Below are 19,692 nucleotides of genomic sequence, written 5' to 3' on the forward strand. Positions count from 1 at the left end.
TTAGAGGATTCAATCGATCTTAAGGTTGATCAGCTTTGGTCATTTAGTTGCATTGAGGAGCGGCGAATTATCCAGAGATGAGCTTGCGACGCTGGGCTTCGAGGATTGCGTCGACCCGACTTCTGACATCCAGTTTTCCGTAGATATTGACCAGATGTGACTTCACGGTGGCTTCAGAGATATGTAAAGATCGGGCAATCTCCCGATTGGATAGGCCTTGGGAGAGCAAAGCCAAAAGTTCGGTTTCCCGCGGGGACAGCGGGCTGATCGAAGTCTCCGGGCGTCGAACAAAGCCAGCAAGTTTGGTGGTGATGGCCGGCGCGAAAACCGATTGTCCCAGCACGGCGGATTCAATGGCATGGAAGATCTGCCGCTCCGGGGCGTCTTTGAGCAAGTACCCACTCGCCCCTGCCTCAAGAGAAGCGAAAATGTCCTCATCGTCTTCGAAAGTAGTCAAAATGATGACGACAGGCGCCAGTTCCCTCGACCGGATCTCCTTCGTCGCCAGTATTCCGTCATGACGGCCGCCCATCTGAACATCCATCAGCACCAAGTCAACGGGAGCTTCGATCTCCTCGAAACGTTCAATCGCATCAATCGCCTCCGCCCCATTTCCGGCCTCTCCCACAACCCGCAGATCGGGATGGCTTTCGATCATCGCCCTCAGCCCACGTCGCACGATGGGATGATCGTCAACCAGCAATATCCGGATTTCAGACTCCATGGCTAGCCGCCTCTCTCCTTGAACCAGGGCCGGGGTCACCAGGCGGGGTACTGGGGAGTCTTATCGTCACGACCGTGCCATAGTTCTGTTGTGATGTGAATTTCAGTTCTCCGCCCAAAAGGGACACTCGATACTCCAGCAGCTTAAGACCAAGTCCGCTGCCATCTCTGCTGAGCACGGGTGATTTAGCCACACTAGCGACGTCGAAACCTATCCCGTCGTCGAAGATATCCAGGGTGAGCTCCTGATCGAAGAAGCTCAGTGTGACATCTGCCCGAGAAGCCCTCGAGTGCTGCAGAATATTAGCCAGACAAGATTGGGCGGCTCTCAGTATCGCCGCTTCAATTGCAGCCGCCACGTGCATCTCGCCTCCTATGACGGTGAAACCGATCTCAATGTTCTTTCCGTGCCTTATCGACGATGCTTCCGCATCACGACAGGCTTCTTCGATCGCCTCGACCAGAGATTTGCGAGCCAGCACTTGCGGCAAGAAGCCACGGACGAATCTCCTGGCCTCCGCTAGATTCTCATCTGCCAGTTCCTGGATCTGACTGAAATCCTCCAAGACTTCAGTCTGATGACGCTTCTCAACTGCTCTCTTACCCTTCCGCGCTAAGAGTGATATACCGGCAAAACCCTGGGTCAGGGTGTCGTGAATCTCCGTTGCAATCCGGTTTCTTTCCGCCCTGACGCCTGCCTCATGCTGCCGGGCGGCTAGCTCAGATCGAGCATTAATCAGTTCGAGTGCAATCTTTCGATGTGCTGCTGTCTCTGCGAGAAGCGCCTTGAAAACCATATCGGCAATGATGCCGAGAATCATCGCGATAAGAATCAAGAGGATTATCCCACCAGGAGGCTTCCCGCTGTAGTAAGGCCACACCAGCCAGAGCAGTAAGCCCGTATAAGTACAGCAGATGATTCCGAAGAACCAACGGGGGAAAACTCCGAGAATAAAAAAGGCCAGCGGAAATCCAACCCAAGAGAACCCAAAGGAGAAGTACAGCAGAAAACCCCACACTAAGCTGATTGCAATCGCCCAGAGATAAGCGATCGGCTCGAGCTTCTGCCCGCTCTTCCTCGGAAACCTCTTGTAGTCATATATCAATGCGGCGACATAGAGAATCACGAGGAGCAGTGAAAGCGGGATCCAAATCGGGTCATTATGAAGTTCTTCAAGCCAGATGAGCGTTCCGACCAAACCCGTTATCCAAAGGACCGCGAACCCTATGTGCAAGGTATAGCGCATCAGCTTAATCGCCCGACTTCGACGCATCTCACCGTTGAAAGTATCCAAGTACAGTTCCACTGAATCAGTACTCATCTAGAATCAACACTCCCGGTGAAATCAGCTAAAGACGGCGCCCCCCATTTGCGATGATATTTAATTCTTTCGACAAGAGATCGGCTGCACATAAAGTAGTCGATCCAGAGTTTTCTTAATCGGATTTTATCCAACGTGGACAGCCCTGGCTATGTTTCGGCGGAGTATCAGCTCTTCCTTTCCAGGCATGCCCGCACCTCATCCGATATCGGACCGCGGCGGCGGAGCAAGGTCGGGAAGGTCAGTTCCGAAAATATCTTTGAGCGCCAGCCTGGCCGCGTGCATACCGCTCATCCCATGGACTCCTGGGCCCGGCGTACTGGAGCTGGAGCAGAGGTAAAGGCCTCGAAGAGGGGTTCTCCACGGCGCCCCGCTGAGCACCGGCCGTGCGATCAACTGTCGTAGATTCGTCGCCCCGGACCCAAAATCTCCACCGATGTAATTGACGTTGTATTCAGCCAGCTGAGCCGCAGTGATCGCTTTGCTGTGCAGCACGACGTCCCGGAAGCCGGGAGCGAATCGTTCGATCTGACTCACCACCGCCTCGGTCATATCACGGGTGGAGCCAGCAGGCACATGACAATAGGTCCATAAAACCTGCCGGCCGGCCGGCGCGCGATCGGGGTCGAAGAGACTGGGCTGCGAAACCAGCACATACGGCTTCTCCGGGTGCTCGCCGCGGGCGACCTGAGCTTCGGCATGCGCCATCTCTGCACGAGTGCCGGCGACGTGCAAGGTTCCGGACGAACGAAGCTGCTGATTCTGCCAGGGAACCGGCTCGGAGAGGATGAAATCGACCTTACAAGCGGCGTTGTTGTACCGAAAACGCTGCAAAGCAGCTGAATACCTGGCGGGAAAGCGATTCCCGGCAATAGCGTCCAGGGCTCGCGGAGAGGTATCCGCCATGACGATCTTCGCACCGGAGAGTTCAGCCAGATCCCGAATCCGATGCCCACGGTGAACCCGCCCGCCATGAGCCACGAAGTCCTCCAGCAGGGCGTCCGCTATCCGGGCGGAGCCACCGCGTGGAATGGGCCAGCCCCCGGTGTGCGCCAGGTGTGCCAGCACCAGACCGGCGGCACTGCTTGCCAGTGAGGGCAAGCTACCCACCGGATGAGCGGCCGCCCCGGAGATCAACGCCGGTGCGAGCTCGCCCTTGAAGCCCACGTTCCACCAGGGTCCTCCTTGCCAGAGGGCTCTCAGTCCGAGTGAGATAGCACCTGCGGCGCCGCGGGGAACACCTAATAGGGGGTTGAGCGCGGTAGCCACCACCTGCTCGGTTGTGCGTATCAACGGTTCCATCAGACGCCGGTAGATGGCTCCGTCGACGCCGAGCGAGTCAACGGTACGATCCAGATCTCGGTATGCCAGGGCAGCGCGCCCGCCGTCGAGGGGGTGACCGTAGGACAGCTCCGGAACCAGCCAATCGATTCGTTCAGCGATGCCGAACTCTCGGAAGAAGGGGGAGGCCATCGCCATCGGATGCACCGCGGAGCAGACATCATGCCAATGCCCCGGCTCGATCAATTCTTCGGTTCGGGTGCCGCCTCCGACGCTCTCCCTGGCCTCGTAAAGATCCACCTCAAGACCCGCACGAGCCAGGATGACGGCGGCCGCCAGTCCGTTCGGACCCGAACCGACTACCGCGGCGTCAGTCATCTGGGTGCAGTTCTCGGCTCGACATGGCTCTCTGATAACTCCCTCTCAACCGGATACCTAGATTCTTCCAGGTACGGTCCCGAATGAAAATGAAGTCCACCGCGATCATGGTCAGAGAGAACCAGGGTAAGCCCATCAGCAAGGCGATTCCCAGGTGAAAGGACATCACGCCGATCAATGCGAGCACTCTGGTCGGCCGAGTCAGCAGCATCAGTGGGAAGGACATCTGGATGATGATCGACCCCCAGCTGATCAGGGCCACCAAGGGCGCCCAGTAAGTGAGCAACTGACTCAGCTCGGGCCAGGTGCCGAAGCGGTCGGTCATCAAAGGGTTATAGATCGCATAGCCGGTGGACCAGGGGGTCCCGCCCGCTTTGTAGAGCGCCCCTGAGACATAGACGAAGCAGACTTGTGCGGTCAGAATAATCAACGTCAGGTTGTGAAAGAGGTTTCCGAGCTGCTCATCGAAGATACGCTGCCCTCGCCACTTGCGCACCAGCCAGGGACTTCCCTGCAGTTTTGCCGCCCATTTCTTTCGACGTCGGGCATCGAGCGAAATCCTCGCCGCCGGGTCGGCGAAAAACAGGAAAAGCAGGACGATCCGGTACATATTGTCGCCCTGGTCGCCCAACATGTCGTTGGCTTCGATGAAGGAGACCCAGAGAACGAAGTAGCAGGGCAGCACGAGCTTGAAACGCCAGCCGATCATGAAAAGCACTGAGAGGGCCATCAGCACCAGATAGAGAAAGGTGTACACCGCGTCGTTCAGGATGGCGTCATGAAAAGCACTGAAGATCCAGAGCTTAGGAAAGTCACTTTTGGCCGATGCGGCCTCACCGTTCCAGGCCGAGCCCGGACCGAAACTGTATAACCGAGTGGAGAAGTTGAAAAACAGCAGTCCGAACCCGGTAGCGCCGAGAACGATTCTGGTCATTGCAAGCCCGTAAAGCGATTTCCTGGAATCCAGTAGCCATCCTTCGGACCAGAAATAGCCTCGTTTGACGATTCCTACGACAATGCCGAGGAATTCCTGAAACAGGTTCAGCGCAAACCGACCCAGACCTCGCAGGAAGCCGAGGAGCGGATTACCAGGCCGAGCAAAGGGTGCGTTCTTCGGCGAACTGATTTCGGCGTCCTGCTGCACGAGTGCTGCTTCCCGTTCTTGAAGGGCGCTCATCGTTGAAGCCTGTCGTAAGCAGCCTTGAAGACCTCGGCAAAGTCTTGATCCGATTGTCCAGGAGCAACTTGCAGTCCCCGCCATCCGGTGGTGGCTATCTGCGGGGCTGGAGGCTGAACACCCGGTGTCTTACGGTCCTCGAAGGGAACCACGTTCTGACGCGAGACCTGGAATTGGATCCTGATGACCGAGTTCCCCCAGACAGCGCGAGCAACCTGGGTGGCATATTTGATGACGGTGTTCTCCGAGGCCAGATAGGGAGCGATCAAAGTTGGTGCTCCATATGACTGGAGCTTGTCATTAAGTCGAACCGGCCAATCACCGCCGGTGAAGTAGCTCAAACCCACGATGACCTTATGATCAGCGGTCAGAGCGTCCCACTTCCCCTTGAATTCGGAAGCCAGTTCTCCAGCGCCGATCCCCGCTCTGGGTGGGAACAGATTGTGCCTGATCATCGAGGTTTCAACAGCCGTGGCATCCACCCAATCGGTAGTCTGCTCTTGGCCGTCCTTGGGCAGGATCGCTCGGACTTTGAGCAAATAGTCGCCGTTGATCGGTTCCGGGGCGAAAACACTCCAGGACTGGCCGAACATCGGGATCATGTACGAGGACAGGGTGTCCTGACCGCCGGGGAAGATCTCCCGCGCACTCTTCGAATAAGGTGCGATCCAGAGAAACGAGGCAAATACGTGCCAGATGGTGGCGAGAACCGCCACGATCAGAACACCTCGGATCCATGGCTTCCGAGATTTTCTAGGAATATCAATGCTGACTAGATCAGCCATAAATCTTGCTTTCTTCAACATGACCGCAGAGCAACCGGAGCTGAGGGATCCAGCCAGCAGGCAGTCTTTGAGGGGTCGTTGCCGGCTCTCGGTTGAACCGAGAGCCGGCAATGACGGGGAATTGAGTCAATCCGGCTAGGGACTTAGCTAGCTTCCCTGACCCTTACGACGTCGTGCGCCGAACAGCCAGAGCGCAGCGCCCAGCAGGGCCAGAGCGGCACCGCCGACAACTAGGGGCAAAGTACCGGAAGCACCGGTGTGAGCTAGCCCTTGACCGTTGCCATCGACAGCTGCGCTGCTTTCCGAAACGGGGATGACCTTGAAGCCAACGGCACCCGTGCGGTTGCTGTCAGCCGTCGCAGTCAAGGTGACTGAGTGATCGCCCAGTTCGAGATCTCCGCTATTGAAGCTGAAGAGCACCTGGCCCTGACCATCAGCTACCTTGACGCCCAGATCGATCGGATTGGACCGTAGCACGCCAGCGACTTTCTCACCGGGCTTGAATCCCTGACCAGTGACGGTCAGTTCGGTGCTGGCTCCCTTGATAACCGTCGACTTATCGATGGCCACCTTGATTCCTGAGGAGTTGCCGTTAGCATTCGAATCACTGCTCGCAGTAGAACTGGCACTGGCTGTTGAATCAGCGGTCGCAGTACTAGTGCTATTCGCACCCTTCGCATTGCTCTTCGAATCAGCAGACGCCGACGCCGACGCATTCACATTCGCACCCTTGGAATCCGAGCTACTATTCGCACCCTTGGAATCCGAGCTACTGTCCGCACCCTTGGAATCCGAATCACCCGACGCATCAGCCGAAGCATCAACCGTCGCAGCACTCTTCGCCGCAGCAGAAGCATCACCATTAGCCGCCGCAGAACCCTGAGCATTCGAAGCAGACGCAGCCTTCGAATCAGCCGAACCCACAGCCGCAGCCTGAGCAGAACCACCAGCATCAGCCGAAGCATCCTTCGACGCATCAGCATCCGCAGCAGCCTTAGCCGCAGCCTCCGCATTCGCCGACGCCGCAGCAGAAGCCTGCGAAGAAGCATCAGCCTTCGCCGCCGCAACCGCAGCAGCATTAGCCCTCGAATCAGCAGACGCCGACGCCGACGCATTCACATTCGAAACCGGCTCCCGGACAATGCTCACCGGATAGTCTTCGACCTCGCCCTGACCAGCATAGTTTCCCAGCGGACTAGGATTTGTCTGGCTTGCGTCGTAGACCCGAAGCCGCAGATAGGTTTCATCAGTTCCGGCTGGCGCAGAGCTGGACTTAACAATTCCGCCTCCCAGATCCCAGGAGAACTCAGGAGTCTGCGCACCGGTCTTACCCGAAAGGGAGACAACTTTCCGTTCGCTATCATCGAATTTTCCGTCACCGTTGACATCGAGCCAAGCTGCCACGGTCACATTCTGCGCCGTGCCGATGGTGACAGTGGGTTTGATCGAGAAGGTCTTCGCCTTTTCGGGAACGCTCTGATCACCGCTGAGCGCATCATCCTGATCACCCCGGGCATCGTAGGGTGCGTCCTCAGCACCATTGACAATAGGACGTCGAGCATCAGCCTCACCGGTGATCTCAGTACCCAGAGCAACCGCATTCTGGTCGATCAAGGAGCGCGGGCCGTTCCCTGCGAGAGTGGTTCCGTAGGATTCGGGGGCGTCACCGAAGTCATTGGAGACCACGTAGCCTGCCGCGTCTGTGATCGGAGCGGCAATATTAGCAACCTGCTCACCAGTGAAGGTTCGCTTATTGTCCGAGAGGGCTTTGAGATCATCCCGTTCACTGACGCCGGCCGCCGGTGGCGTCATCTTGCTGAGATCGATCTTGAAGACCCTTGACGAGGAAGATTGCCACTGCGGTGAATTCACCACATACATGAAGCCATCGGAATCGAAGAAGATGCCTTTGTTATAGCCCGGGCCGTCATTGACCACCTGGTTCGCGGAAACTTGCCACCAATCACCGTCGACAGGGCTGGCACCCTGCACATAGACATAGCCTTTGTGCAGGTAGTAAGTACGACCATCGACCGGGTTCACCGCCCAGTCGTATTGATAGCCGCCGTCAACATTGCGCGCGCCCTCGACAATGTCCTGCGCGGTGATCAGGCCGTAGTTCCCTTCACCCGTGCTCGGATTGACATCGATCTTGGAAAGGTTGATGGAAATGGCGCCGGTCGCAGAACTGGTGGTAGCCACCACATATTTCTGCGTTTCAGGGTTATAGCTGCCAATAGCGATGTAGGCATTGGAGAAGGTGCCATTGAGGCTCGTCACACCAGCCAGCTTCCACGTCTCCCGAAGATCAGCGCGCTTGATGATCGCTCCAGTGGAAGGATTGATGACCAACAGATTGTAGAGTCCGCTGGCGCTGGTCTCGAAGGCGTAGAGCACCTTGCGTTTCGGGTCGTAAGCCAAGCCGTCATAACCATTGGCATACGGCTCACCGATCTTGGTGTTGAGACCGGTCAGCGGATTGATCTGGTAGAGCTGCGTGTTCTTGTACTGCTCCGCGGCATTGACCGGCCCCGAGCCGTAGAAGTAAGACTTGGCATCAAGCTGGACAGCGCGCTGCGCGGCTGGGAGATCCCAAATAGCAGCAGAGGCCAGTGCAGCACCCCCCAAAACCAGACCCGGCGCTAATAAAACGCCGGTTAATGCAGTAGCAAAACATCTGCCTCTTCGACGTATTCCCTTATTTCGATTCATTAGGTGGAGATTCCTATCTCTCATATCTTCTGAATGAATCCTTTCGAAAAAGGATGCTTCCAAAATTTCGTCGTTCGTCATACCAGCATCGGTCAGGGACCTTTGCATTGTGGCGGGAATGAAAACACAGCCTTACAACAAACCCGCCCATGCGCCTCCCACCGGTCGGCGGAGGACATAACGAACAATATAGACATAGAAAAGAGAGGTAATTCAGGGAGAGAAGTTCGCTCGGCCCGCCCTACTGGTCTGCGCTGCCCCTTAAAGCGAAGACCAGCGAGCAGACGCGAGGACCTGCCGGGCAAAGCCGATCGGCAGGCTGCCCACCCCGTGGAAGCGAGTAGAAAACTCTCATAATCCGCGCTTTACAAGGGAACTCGATCAACCGGAATCCATGCCAGCAAGCGCTCTCCACAAGTTCCGCAACGCCCACGCGAAGCAGCCGGGGGCGGCCGCCGTGAATTCGACCCTCGATGAATCCACTCCAAGATCATGAGGGGGAACTGGCTGAGAATCAACCGTTTATACGGTGCGCTCTAGAACTTAAGGATGATTCATAAATATATACTGCCTCAGCAGATGAGGTCCGAATTATCTAGTCCAAGAGGCGTAAAAATCACTCCGCACAAAAGGTGATTAAGATCAGAACACTAGTCCCGTAACTGAAACCTGCGTTAGTCACTGAGTGATACTGGAAAAATGCTATTCATGATGAAGCCACTACACCAAGGAATCCCTTCGAACCTCTCAGCTTCGGGAAGACTTCCGGGCAAAACAATATCGGGCAAAGAATAGAATCCTTCAATCACCCGACTCAACTGGCTTGAGCCATCGAAGATCCTGATCCACCGGGCATCAGGCTAAACCGCACTGAAGCATCCAGCTCAACGCTGGATGCTTCAGTGCATGGGCTCAGTCGGGGCAGCAGAATCCGCGCCAGGCACCGTGCCAGGGCGAACCGGGGTAACCGGAGCAGTCATGGCCGCCGCGGATTCGAAGGGGCTTGGACGGAGTTGACTCGGCACCCTTGCCCACGATGTTCTGCGCTGAGACGGAGAAGACGTAACTGCTCCCCGTCGATAAGCCGTTCACCGTGCAGCTAGTTTTATTGCCAGGGGCCTGGCAACTACCCACCGGTTTCGACTTTCCAGCGATCCTGGCCACCGCCGTGTACCCCGTCAACGCGGTGTTCCCGGTGTCGACGGGAGCCTTCCAGCTGACCCGAGCGGCTGAGGAACCCGAGGCTGTCGCCGCTGCTGCGGTCGGAGCGCCGGGCACGGTGAGCCGCACCTGCCCGTCGTCATACACCGAGCTGTACATCGGCACCACCGAAAGCGAAGTGACCGTCGAGGAGCCGCTATCGGAGAACAACGACACCTTATTGCTGCTCTCCGAGGGGTAAATGAATTCAGTGAAAGCCTGCTCGCCACCGTTGACCAGCACCTCAACCGAAGAGGTGTCGATCAGGATGTCGAAGCTGACCTTTCCATTGATCACCCGGACCGGGGTGGAGGACGGTGTGTTGAAGCGATCCGAAGGAATCAGCCCAGACTTGCTGCGGTCGATGAAGACCGAGCTGGTCGCCGGATCGAAGCCGATCTTCGTGCCCTCGGTCGCCGAGCTTCGTACCACGATGCCCGACTTCCCGGCTCCCGGCGTCAGCGAAAACCGAATCCGCTGCTGAGTGCCTGAGGCGGTCTCGGGCAAAGAAACCGCTCCGGTGACCGTAGTCGAAGCAGCGTTATAAGCCGCGAAGGTCTTTTCATAGCTCGAAAGCTGAGAGGCAAAGGATTGAACCAGTGTTGGCACCCCATTGACGGTTTTCAGGTTGAGCTCACGGGGCATCGTGAAGCTGCCACGCCAAGGAGAGGTGGGGCTGGAGAAAGCCTGACCCATCCAGCCAACGAAAATCCGCTTGCCGTCCGGTGCGGCATTGTAGGTATTCGCCGCGTAATTATCGGTGCCGAAATCAAGCCGGTGCGTGTCGTAGTGAATGGTCGGTGGAACAGGCTTATCGCCCGTGACGAAATGATCGGCCATGATGTGCCCGTACCCGCCGCGATTATTGTCGATGATCTCCAGATGGGCCGTTCGTCCGCGATACTGTGAAACATTCCAGTTCGCCCAGTTCATCGTCTCGCTATTGGGTCCGGTAGTCGACAGGACCGTCTGACCGTCGATCACCAGATTGACAGAGGTCTCGGTCGAGCGCGGCAACGCAGGCGTGGTGCTCGCAACGACGTCGTCGATCCAGATCGCTCCCCAGAAGTCGGTCCTATTGTCGACAACCTTCAACTGAGCGCGCTTTCCCTGATAAGCAGTGACATCCCAGCTTCGCCAGTCGGTGAGATGATCTCGCTTACCGGTCTCGCTTTTCACCACGGCGCCGTCCACCAGCAGCTGGACGGCTAGATCCGGGCCGTCTCCGCCGCCAACTTTGAGATCGATGTACGGCGAGTCAATGGTGAAAGCTGGCGAGGTCAGCGAACCCGTGACGGCGTCGCTACCTTCCGGGGTGTAGAAAGTGCTCAGAAATCCTTTTCCGCCGTAGCCCCAGGCGACATTCTCCCCTTGATGAGGCGATGCCGGTTGAGAGGCCGGATTGAGACCACCGGTGCCCGTCCAGCCTTCGTCAGCGAGGGTCTTCCCAGCGGGAGTCTCGAAATCGAAGATCGTCCGGCTGCCTTCTGGAGCGAGTCCGCTCCCGGTGCCTGCTTCACGAGGATGATTACCGCCACCGAGCAAGAAGCTGAGGTAGCTGGAATTGATCACGAAGTTGGGTGAGACGAGGCTGCCAACCGCTGAATCCGTGCCGAGATAGCTGTTTACCAGCCCACGACCAGCAAAACCGCTGACAGCTTGCTGCTGCGGTAAGGCACCAGTGGCTGGTGCCGTGCCGAAAGGCCCGCCCGCCGGGCTAACCTGATCATTCGTCACCTTCCAGCCCTGATAATTGCCACTCTCAAAATCCCATAGAGGCGCATTCGGTGGCACCGCAACGGGCTGAGCCGGATCCTCCTTGAAACTCGAGCCATCGAAGTCTCCGACGATATAGGACTGCTGAGAAGCTGAAGTGCTCAGCGCGATCACCCATTTGGTGCGCGAATCATTCCCGTCGAGTTTGATCGGGTAAAGATCCGGGCACTCCCAGAAACCACCCACCGTATTCGAAGTGAAGGTGCTCATATAGGTCCAGGTCTTCAGATCCGATGAACGATTCAGGATCACCCGGGAGGCATCAGCCTCAACCGCTGCCATCACCCAGTAGCCGGTGCTCTGATCGCCGTACCAGAAGACCTTCGGATCCCGATAGTCATTGCGTCCTCGATCATTGACCGGGTTACCCGAGTACTTCGTCCAGGTTTTTCCCTCGTCGAGACTGTACGCCAGGGACTGCGCCTGCCGATTGCCGTGAACCGGATCATTCTGATAGGCGCTGGTGTAGATCGCGACCATCGGGGGATTCTCTCGTGTGCCGAAGCCTGTGGTGTTGTTCCAGTCGATCACTGCCGAGCCCGAATAGATGAACTCATTGGCGGTGTTGGGAATGGCTACCGGCTGCTCTTTCCAGTTGAGCAGATCGGTGGAGGTGGCATGCCCCCAGGACATATTGCCCCATTGATCACCCTGCGGATTATGTTGATAAAACATGTGATAGGTGCCCTTGTAATAGAGCATTCCATTGGGGTCGTTCACCCAGTTCTTGGCTGGCGAGTAATGCAGATGCTGCCGGTAAGGCTCGTCTCCGACATTCGGAGAGGCGGCCTGCGCCACTGACACATTGACCCCGAAGGTCATGGTCAGCGCGACGGTCGTCACGGTGAGGTAGTTCAGGAAGGTTCGTTTTCTCGACATTGAGCTAATTCCCTTGTGATCGGAAGTGCCGTGGTTAGAGGTGGTAAATCTGGACGGCGAGCGCAGACTACTCGGTTTTCGCCCCCGTCATAATTGCTACTGCGTCAGTCATCGAATGCGATTGAGGGGTGATGGTTGCCGCCCGCTTGCCCAGTCGCTGGATATGAATGCGGTCGGCGACGTCGAAGACGTGCGGCATATTGTGGCTGATCAGGATCACCGGAGTCCCCTTATCGCGGAGCGCACGGATCAGTTCGAGTACTTGATTGGATTCTCGGACGCCGAGTGCCGCCGTCGGTTCGTCGAGCACGACGACCTTGGAGCCGAAGGCAGCGGCACGGGCCACAGCAACGGCCTGGCGTTGCCCGCCCGAGAGGTTCTCCACCGGGACCGTGACGTCCTGCAGAGTGGAGATGCCCAGGTCAGTGAGACTCTGGCGAGCAGCCTCGCGCATCCGTTTGGTATCCATCATCCGGAAAACGGATCCCAGGATCCCCTTCTTCCTCAGCTCCCTGCCGAGGAAGAGGTTGGAAGCGACGTCGAGAGCAGAGGACACTGCGAGGTTCTGATAGACCGTCTCTATCCCCGCGGCGCGGGCATCCTGAGGACGTTTGAAGCTGACCGGGTTCCCATCGAGGAAGATCTCGCCTTTATCCGGAACCTCAGCACCCGTCAGACACTTGATCAGGGTTGACTTGCCCGCGCCGTTGTCGCCGATGATGGCGAGCACTTCGCCGGGATACAGCTCAAGGCTGACCCCATCGAGACCGACCACCCGGCCGAAGGTCTTCACGAGGTTCGAGGCGCTGAGCACCGCCGTGCGCGGCCCAGCGGATCCGGCGCTCTCCGCCAGCTGGGGAACAGTCATTTGCGTACCTTCCGAATCCATTGGTCCACTGAAACAGCCACGATGACGAGAACTCCCACGGCCAGGGTCTGGTACAGCACATCCAGGCCGGCAAGCGATAAGCCATTCCGGAAGACCCCGACGATCAACGCACCCAGCAGGGTTCCCCAGACCGTGCCGCGGCCACCGAAAAGGCTGGTACCACCGATCACCACGGCGGTGATCGAATCCAGGTTCAGATCGACGCCGGCATTGGGGCTCGCCGCGTTACTGCGACCGATCTGAATCCAGGCTCCTAAAGCGAGGATCGCGCCGGCAGCGAGATAGACGCTCAGTAGCACCTTATTGACTGGAATACCCGCCAACCGTGCTGACTCCTTATCGTCGCCGACGGAGTAAACATGACGCCCCCAAGCTGTTCTGCCCAGGATGAAGGCCAGAAGGATGTAGAGAAGCAGCATGATGATCACACCGAAACTGATCCGAACCCCTACCACCTCAAAGGTCTGACCGGTGAAGGTCAGCAACTTGGGCATATTCGTGCCGCGAACCGTGGCACCGTTCGAGTACAGCAGGGTTAGCGCAACGAAGACGTTCAGGGTACCGAGTGTGACGATGAACGGTGGTAGCCGCAGCACGGTGACCAGCAGTCCATTGAGCGCTCCGGCGGCCAAGCCGACAACCAGGCCGACAACAAGCGCAAAAGGAGCAGGTAAGCCGTTATTCGTCGCGCTCTGCGCAATCACCATGGAAGTCAGTACCATCACCGCGCCGACCGAAAGATCGATGCCAGCGGTCAGAATCACCAGGGTCTGGGCCACCGCGAGGGTGCCGACCACGGCGACCTGCTGAGTGATCAGTGAGAGATTCGACGGCGCCAGGAAGCGATCATTGAGCAAGCCGAAGACGATGACAGCAAGTACCAGGACGATTGCCGGGCTGAGCGCGGGGAAGCGATGCAGCGTATGACGAATACGATCGAGCGGCGTGCGCCGATCGAGAAAATTTGACGCGAGATCGACTGTGCCTGGTGAGGTCAGTGAACTATTGTCTGGCAGACTCACAAAAACTCCTTTTGCTTCTTAGCAGTGAAGCCGAAACGGCTGGCTGCGGGCAAGGTTCTCAGAGCCGACCGCCCGCAGTCAGCCACTCAGCGCGAAGTCTAGCCCCAGCAAACTTTCTGAGCCGCGGCGCTGTCAATGCTCTTCACTCCGTCGACCGGCTTATCGGTCACCAGTGCTACCCCGGTATCGAAGAAGTTCAAACCGGCGCTCGTGGTCGGCTTCTCCCCTCCCTTGGCAAGCTTGGCGATCGCCTCGACACCGAGCTTGGCCATCTTCACCGGATATTGCTGGCTGGTGGCACCGATGACGCCCTCTTTGACGTTCTTTACCCCGGCACAACCGCCGTCGATCGACACCAGCAGCACGTCTTTTTCTTTGCCGACGGCCTGCAAGGCTTGATACGCACCATAGGCGGCGGGTTCGTTGATGGTGTAGACCACATTGATATTGGGGTTCTTCGACAGCAGTGTCTCCATAGCGGTACGACCGCCGTCTTCATTGCCCTGAGTAGCCTCATTGCCGACGATCTCGTAGCTGCCCTTGGAGTACGAACCGGTTTTCGCTTCATCTCCGTTGACGTTCTTATTGGCGACGTCGATTCCCATTCCGGTCAGGAAGCCCTGATCGCGGCTGTAGTCGACCGAGACCACTTTGTCGCTGAAGAGGTCAAGCAGCGCAATGGTCGCTTTCTTGCCCTTCAGCTGGGCGGCCGTCCATTCACCGATTGCCACCCCCGCCGCGTGGTTGTCAGTGGCGAAGGTGATGTCCACCGCGTCGGCCGGGTCAGGAGCGGTGTCCAGGGCGATCACGAAGAGCCCCGCATTGCGAGCCTTCTGAATGGCATCGACCACTGATGGACCATTGGGAGTGATCAGAATGCCTTTGTCGCCCTTGGAGATGGCGTTCTCAATCGCTTGGATCTGAGTGTCCTCGTCACCATCAGCTTTGCCAGCGGCCAGGGTGAGATCCACTCCCTGCTCCTGAGCCGCGGTCTTTGCGCCGTCCTGCATTGCTACGAAGAACGGATTCGTGGTGGTTTTGACGATCAGGCTGACGCCGACCTTGCCGCCGGACTCTCCGCCGGTGCCGCCGTCATTAGCACTCGAACAAGCTGTTAGACCCAGCCCGGCAAGCACTGCTATTGAACTGATGGCGATGATTCGCTTTCCTGAGCTACTGCGAGTCTTGGTTTTCAACATTGAAGGTTCCCTTGACGAGGCTAGGCATAAACTGTGGACAACGGTGTCATAAGAAGTTTTAGACCATTGATCCCCACCAAGTCAAGCCTTATGGCTGACAACCCAACTTCCAGCTGACACCGTTAGCAGGGGATTTTTCACTGGCGGTCACGGTGACTGCCGGGGCAACCCCCGCACTTGCACAATAGCCTAGACGCTTTAAGCTTCAATTGCTCGAATTTCTCCCGAACCCCGGGCAATCAATCGAGTGGGAACCACTTCAGAACGCGCGGGCGAATTATCGCCCTCTAGCCGCTCGAATACTCGTTGAGCCGCCAGCTGGCCGATCCGGTAAGGGTCCTGCGCCACTACTGAAACGGCCGGGCTAAGTGCGTCCGCGAGCAAGAAATCATCAAAGCCGATCAGAGCCACCCGATGACTCGCATTGATCTCGCGCAGCGCCCGAACAGTGCCGACAGTGATCAGGTTCTGACTGCTGAAGATCGCCGAAGGAGGATCTTCTCCGCTCATCATCTCGAGGACTCGGCGGCGGGCCGCCTCTTCATCGTTCAGATCTTCGATCATCGTGGCTAGCCCAGTGGAGACTCCGGCCTTCCCCAGCTCCTGAAGAAAACCCCGGTGCCGCTGCTTTTCGGTCCAGATATTCTTTTTGTCACCCAGAAAGGCGATCCTGCGATGGCCGCGCTCGAGCAAGTGACGGGTGGCCTGAGCGGCGCCGTTGACGTTATCGCTCACCACGGAGTCCGCTTCGAGACCGATGGGTTCACGATCGATGAACACCATGGGGGTGCCTCGCTCGAACTCAGGGAACAGATAGGCCTGAGTCTCGGTGGCGGTGGTGAGGATCAAACTATCGACGCGACGTCGTAAAAAGGTTTCGACGATGCCCCGTTCCCGGACTGCCTCTTCATCGAGGCTCGAGGCGAAGACAGCGGTGCCGCGAGCCATCGCTTCATCTTCCACCGCGCGATGGATCATGCCGTAGAAAGGGTTGGCGACGCTTCCCACCAGCAAGCCCAGAGTATGGGTTCTCCTATCGCTGCGCCGCATATTACCGGCCTGAAAATCAGGCCGGTAATCGAGCTGCTTAGCTGCTGCCTGGACTTTTCGGATGGTCGCTTCAGAGACATTGGGTTCTTCATTGATCACCCGGGAGACCGTTTTGAGGCCGACGCCGGCCAGCGCCGCGACCTGGCGCATCGTGGCTCGCTGCCTGATATTTGTCCGTTGCGTGAAATCCTTTGAGAGAGACGTCATCAGGATTCCTCACATTCAAAGTTCTCTTAACTTGATACGGACTAAACGATCAAATATCGACGACACCGTTGTCAACAACACGGGACGCTAGCATGATCTATTTCAATAATCTACAGCGATGAGATCACAAACCTGCAACTGAAGTTCCCTCAAGCGGGGTCACGAAATTCATCATGCAAGAAATAGAGGTGAGTCATTGCCGCCCCTATGGAGCCGCTCTGCCTCCATTCAGCAACTTCTTGTCAGCAGATCTCAGCCCCCGCGATAGCTGCCCTCAGTTCGACCCGGAGGCCTACGACTGCTCGGTTCAGGCGCTGATTGCCTGCGCGGAAATCCGGAGCATTTGTCACAACACTGAATAAGAATTAAATATCCTCCGCTGGAAAAATTTGAATCTCTGGAGACGATAGCTCGATTTCCTTCAGGGAAATATTCCTGAAAAGAAAAATAAATACCATGAAATGGACCAAAACAAACAAAAAATAATATCTCTTTCGAATCGCTAAATACAAGAATTTAGTTTCTGCTTCCATCTTCATCGACATCACGCTCAAGACACCAGACCTCATCCACCCTGCCGCGCCGCCCAGGAGAACCACTCGAAGCTATTCAAAGCTGAATCCATTCGCGAGCCTCAGCTCCGCCAGCTTCGCTCGAGCACTCCCTGGGGAGGCACAGCTCTAGCGTCCGCGAAGTGCTGAGAATCCGCATCTCACGTCTACTTCCTCCCATTAGTCCCTCTGAAAGAGTTTCAACGAAGATCGATATATATCGCATTTGGATGATTTTTACTGCACCTTAAGCACGATTTCACAGCTCGTCTCGATACTTTATCGACGACGATTGGTAGCTTTTAGTTGTTTTGGAGCGTTGCGTGGTTTGTTTGACTGTTTTATGCGTATTATGCGGGGGGTTGGTGTTTTGTTTGGTAGGTGGAGGTTTTTGTGGTCAAAGTTAAGAGTGTTTTGGCTTGGCTGGGGTCCACGGCGGGTGTGGAGTTAGGATTTGCCCCGCATATTGCGGGCAGGCTTTTTGGATTATTAGGAGGCGACGAAGTCGCGGTAGCCGAAGTCGGTGCAAAGCTGTCTGCCGCACAGCGGGCTGGGCAGGTCATGTTGCCCGACCCCCTGCCCGTAGTGCCCGCCGTTCTGGATGCTGTGGGCGACGTCGTGGACGGACTCACTGAAACCGAGCGAGCGGTGTTGTTACGAGCCGGGGTGGCAGTATTTCGAAAGACCCCGGTATTGCTGAATGCCTGTGGCCTCGGCATGGCCGAAGTAGCTTCGGGGCAAGTAGCTGTGCTGCTGCGTTTTGTCGCCGGTGGTTTCTCCTTCGTCGATCAGCGAGTACGTGCAGTGGTGCACGAACAAGCCAGCTTGAGTGAACGAAGCACCGCGCACGGTGATCTCTACCGAGCTTTTCAAGCCGCGGGCGAAGCCGAGATAGCGAATTGGCATCGCACCCTGAGTGCTGTCGAGGGCGAGCAGGACGTCACTGCAGGCTTACTGGAGTTGGCCCGCTCGGCGCTCAAGCGCGGCAAGGCCGACTGGGCTCATGCGGTGAGCCGAGAAGCAGCCTGCCGGGCATCCGCTGAATTAGCCGACGAAGCACGGCTCCTAGCGGCGGAAACCGCTCTACAGTCCGGTTGCTTGCTCGACGCAATGCATTGGGCCTCCTCCTTGACCTCAGTGCCGAGCACTCCGGCATTTCGGGATCCGGTTTCTGGCACTCCAACCCCCGGCATCCCGATCACGGTTTCCGGAAGTCAAACCGCGGATTCAATGGTTCAGCCCTCGACGCTAGCCTCAAGCGTGCTGACAGCCCAGCCTTCAGCCGATGAGCCGATCTCCAGCGAAGCGGAAGAATTGCTGAGTTATCTGGACGATTTCGTCACCGGGAGGCTGCCTAAGGCGCTGATCGAGAATCTTGAGCATTCCGAGAATTCAACGAGCAGTCTGACGATTGAATATGAGCGCGCCGCTCACGCATTCCGACTCGCTGAGAAAGATGCTTTTGAACCCGCGATAAAACTTCTGGCGGAGGAAAGCGATCTGGCGAGCTCGGTTTTATCGTTGGATTGGTCCGACTGGTCCGGCTGGCCTGATATTCCGACGCCGATCGGAGCTGCGGTACGTGGAGTGGCCCGCGCTTTGGTTTATTACTGGGCCGGGAACCTCAGGGCCTCCGAGGTGGAGCTTTCTCGCGCAGCTTTGAGTTATCCGGTGGGCTCCATCTTCGGGCGAATCGCCTGTCAGCTGGCCCGACGGCTGGATATCGACATCAGAGGCACGGTCGGACCGCTCGCCGAGACCCTGACTCAGGATTCTCCGTTCACGCCCGTGGGCCGGATCGGCTCTTTACTCGATCGGGCGGTGCTGACCTACCTTCAAGGTCGTTCTTCAGAGTCGCAAAGTCTCTTGGCCTTCGCAGCGGAACGAATCGATCCGCGGGCGCCCCGGGTATATCTGCCGCAATTGGACAGCCCGCTGGATTTCGCGGATTCCGTGGTGGTGGGTCGTTCCGAACGGCAGCGCGAGTTCTGCAGGCTACGAAGCAAAATCTCGGTCAGTACCCTTGAGGACCTGCTGGCCTTAGCTGCTGATTGCGTGAAGCTCAGCCGTGGACAAGTCTCTGCTTTTGAGCGAGGACGCACCGAGCTGGAATTGGGCAGGGCCTTCGATCAGCACGATCAGCACGAGCTGGCCAAAGGACATTTCCTGATTGCCTCCTACGCTTTCGAGGAAGCCGGCGCAAGGGCTTGGCGGGCGGCGGCGGATCGTGAACTAGTCACTTCTCAGCAGCAACCTCAAGGCCTGACTCGACCGGAGCCTCTCTCCGGCGCCCTCCCGGCAGAGGCCTCTCACAACGCCGAAACCGAAGTGCTGCCGGAGTGGACTAAAAACCTCACCGAACGTGAAACCGAAGTGGCAAGGCTGGTGGCAACGGGTTTGCCCAATCGCGAGGTCGCCCATCAACTTCACCTCTCGGTGCGCACCGTGGAGGTGCATTTGAGCCGGATCTTCGCCAAACTGGGGTTGCGCTCGCGGGTTGAACTCACCATTCAGGCGCACCATAAGAACCCCAACCCCTGA

The 19,692-nt window shown here is 57.4% G+C and carries 12 protein-coding genes; 1 reads left to right on the forward strand and 11 read right to left on the reverse strand.

The features are described 5' to 3' along the window. Nucleotides 1–67: 67 nt before the first annotated feature. The 11 genes from ABDK06_RS07655 to ABDK06_RS07705 all read right to left on the reverse strand — a co-directional run bounded on the left by ABDK06_RS07655 (nt 68) and on the right by ABDK06_RS07705 (nt 16,600). A complete protein-coding gene (locus ABDK06_RS07655; protein WP_394940366.1) occupies nt 68–724 on the reverse strand; it encodes a response regulator in 657 nt (218 codons plus the stop codon). Continuing rightward, the gene (locus ABDK06_RS07660) at nt 714–2,045 is read right to left on the reverse strand and encodes a sensor histidine kinase (protein WP_394940367.1); all 1,332 of its coding nucleotides are present in this window, start codon (nt 2,043–2,045) and stop codon (nt 714–716) included. Before ABDK06_RS07660 ends, ABDK06_RS07655 begins: the two co-directional genes overlap by 11 nt. 198 nt (nt 2,046–2,243) lie before the next feature. Continuing rightward, nucleotides 2,244–3,704, reverse strand: a complete 1,461-nt coding sequence (locus ABDK06_RS07665) for a phytoene desaturase family protein (RefSeq protein ID WP_394940368.1) — start codon at nt 3,702–3,704, stop codon at nt 2,244–2,246. Next, entirely contained in the window at nt 3,697–4,881 is a 1,185-nt protein-coding gene (locus ABDK06_RS07670) for an HTTM domain-containing protein (protein ID WP_394940369.1), read from the reverse strand. Before ABDK06_RS07670 ends, ABDK06_RS07665 begins: the two co-directional genes overlap by 8 nt. Further along, nucleotides 4,878–5,666 carry a DUF5819 family protein gene (locus tag ABDK06_RS07675; protein WP_394940370.1) on the reverse strand — a complete coding sequence of 263 codons (789 nt, stop codon included), beginning with the start codon at nt 5,664–5,666 and terminating at the stop codon, nt 4,878–4,880. The genes ABDK06_RS07670 and ABDK06_RS07675 overlap by 4 nt, the downstream gene beginning before the upstream one ends. A gap of 147 nt (nt 5,667–5,813) precedes the next feature. Continuing rightward, the gene (locus ABDK06_RS07680) at nt 5,814–8,294 is read right to left on the reverse strand and encodes a GEVED domain-containing protein (RefSeq protein WP_394940371.1); all 2,481 of its coding nucleotides are present in this window, start codon (nt 8,292–8,294) and stop codon (nt 5,814–5,816) included. A 996-nt stretch (nt 8,295–9,290) separates the two neighbouring features. Beyond that, nucleotides 9,291–12,233, reverse strand: a complete 2,943-nt coding sequence (locus ABDK06_RS07685; protein WP_394940372.1) for a GH32 C-terminal domain-containing protein — start codon at nt 12,231–12,233, stop codon at nt 9,291–9,293. Between the two features lie 67 nt (nt 12,234–12,300). Beyond that, nucleotides 12,301–13,101 (reverse strand): ATP-binding cassette domain-containing protein, encoded by an 801-nt coding sequence (locus tag ABDK06_RS07690; protein ID WP_394940373.1) that lies wholly within the window; start codon nt 13,099–13,101, stop codon nt 12,301–12,303. Beyond that, nucleotides 13,098–14,144: an ABC transporter permease gene (locus ABDK06_RS07695; protein ID WP_394940374.1), complete on the reverse strand. Its 1,047-nt coding sequence runs from the start codon at nt 14,142–14,144 to the stop codon at nt 13,098–13,100. Before ABDK06_RS07695 ends, ABDK06_RS07690 begins: the two co-directional genes overlap by 4 nt. Before the next feature lie 98 nt (nt 14,145–14,242). Further along, complete coding sequence (locus ABDK06_RS07700) at nt 14,243–15,343, reverse strand: substrate-binding domain-containing protein (RefSeq protein WP_394940375.1); 1,101 nt, start codon at nt 15,341–15,343, stop codon at nt 14,243–14,245. A gap of 198 nt (nt 15,344–15,541) precedes the next feature. Then, a complete protein-coding gene (locus tag ABDK06_RS07705; RefSeq protein WP_394940376.1) occupies nt 15,542–16,600 on the reverse strand; it encodes a LacI family DNA-binding transcriptional regulator in 1,059 nt (352 codons plus the stop codon). 944 nt (nt 16,601–17,544) lie between these two features. On the opposite strand from ABDK06_RS07705, the gene ABDK06_RS07710 reads away from it, so the two are divergent. Further along, on the forward strand, nt 17,545–19,692 hold the full coding sequence (locus ABDK06_RS07710; protein WP_394940377.1) for a helix-turn-helix transcriptional regulator: 2,148 nt from the start codon (nt 17,545–17,547) through the stop codon (nt 19,690–19,692).

The organism is Psychromicrobium ferritrahens (assembly GCF_043789415.1).
Classification (GTDB): Bacteria; Actinomycetota; Actinomycetes; order Actinomycetales; family Micrococcaceae; genus Renibacterium.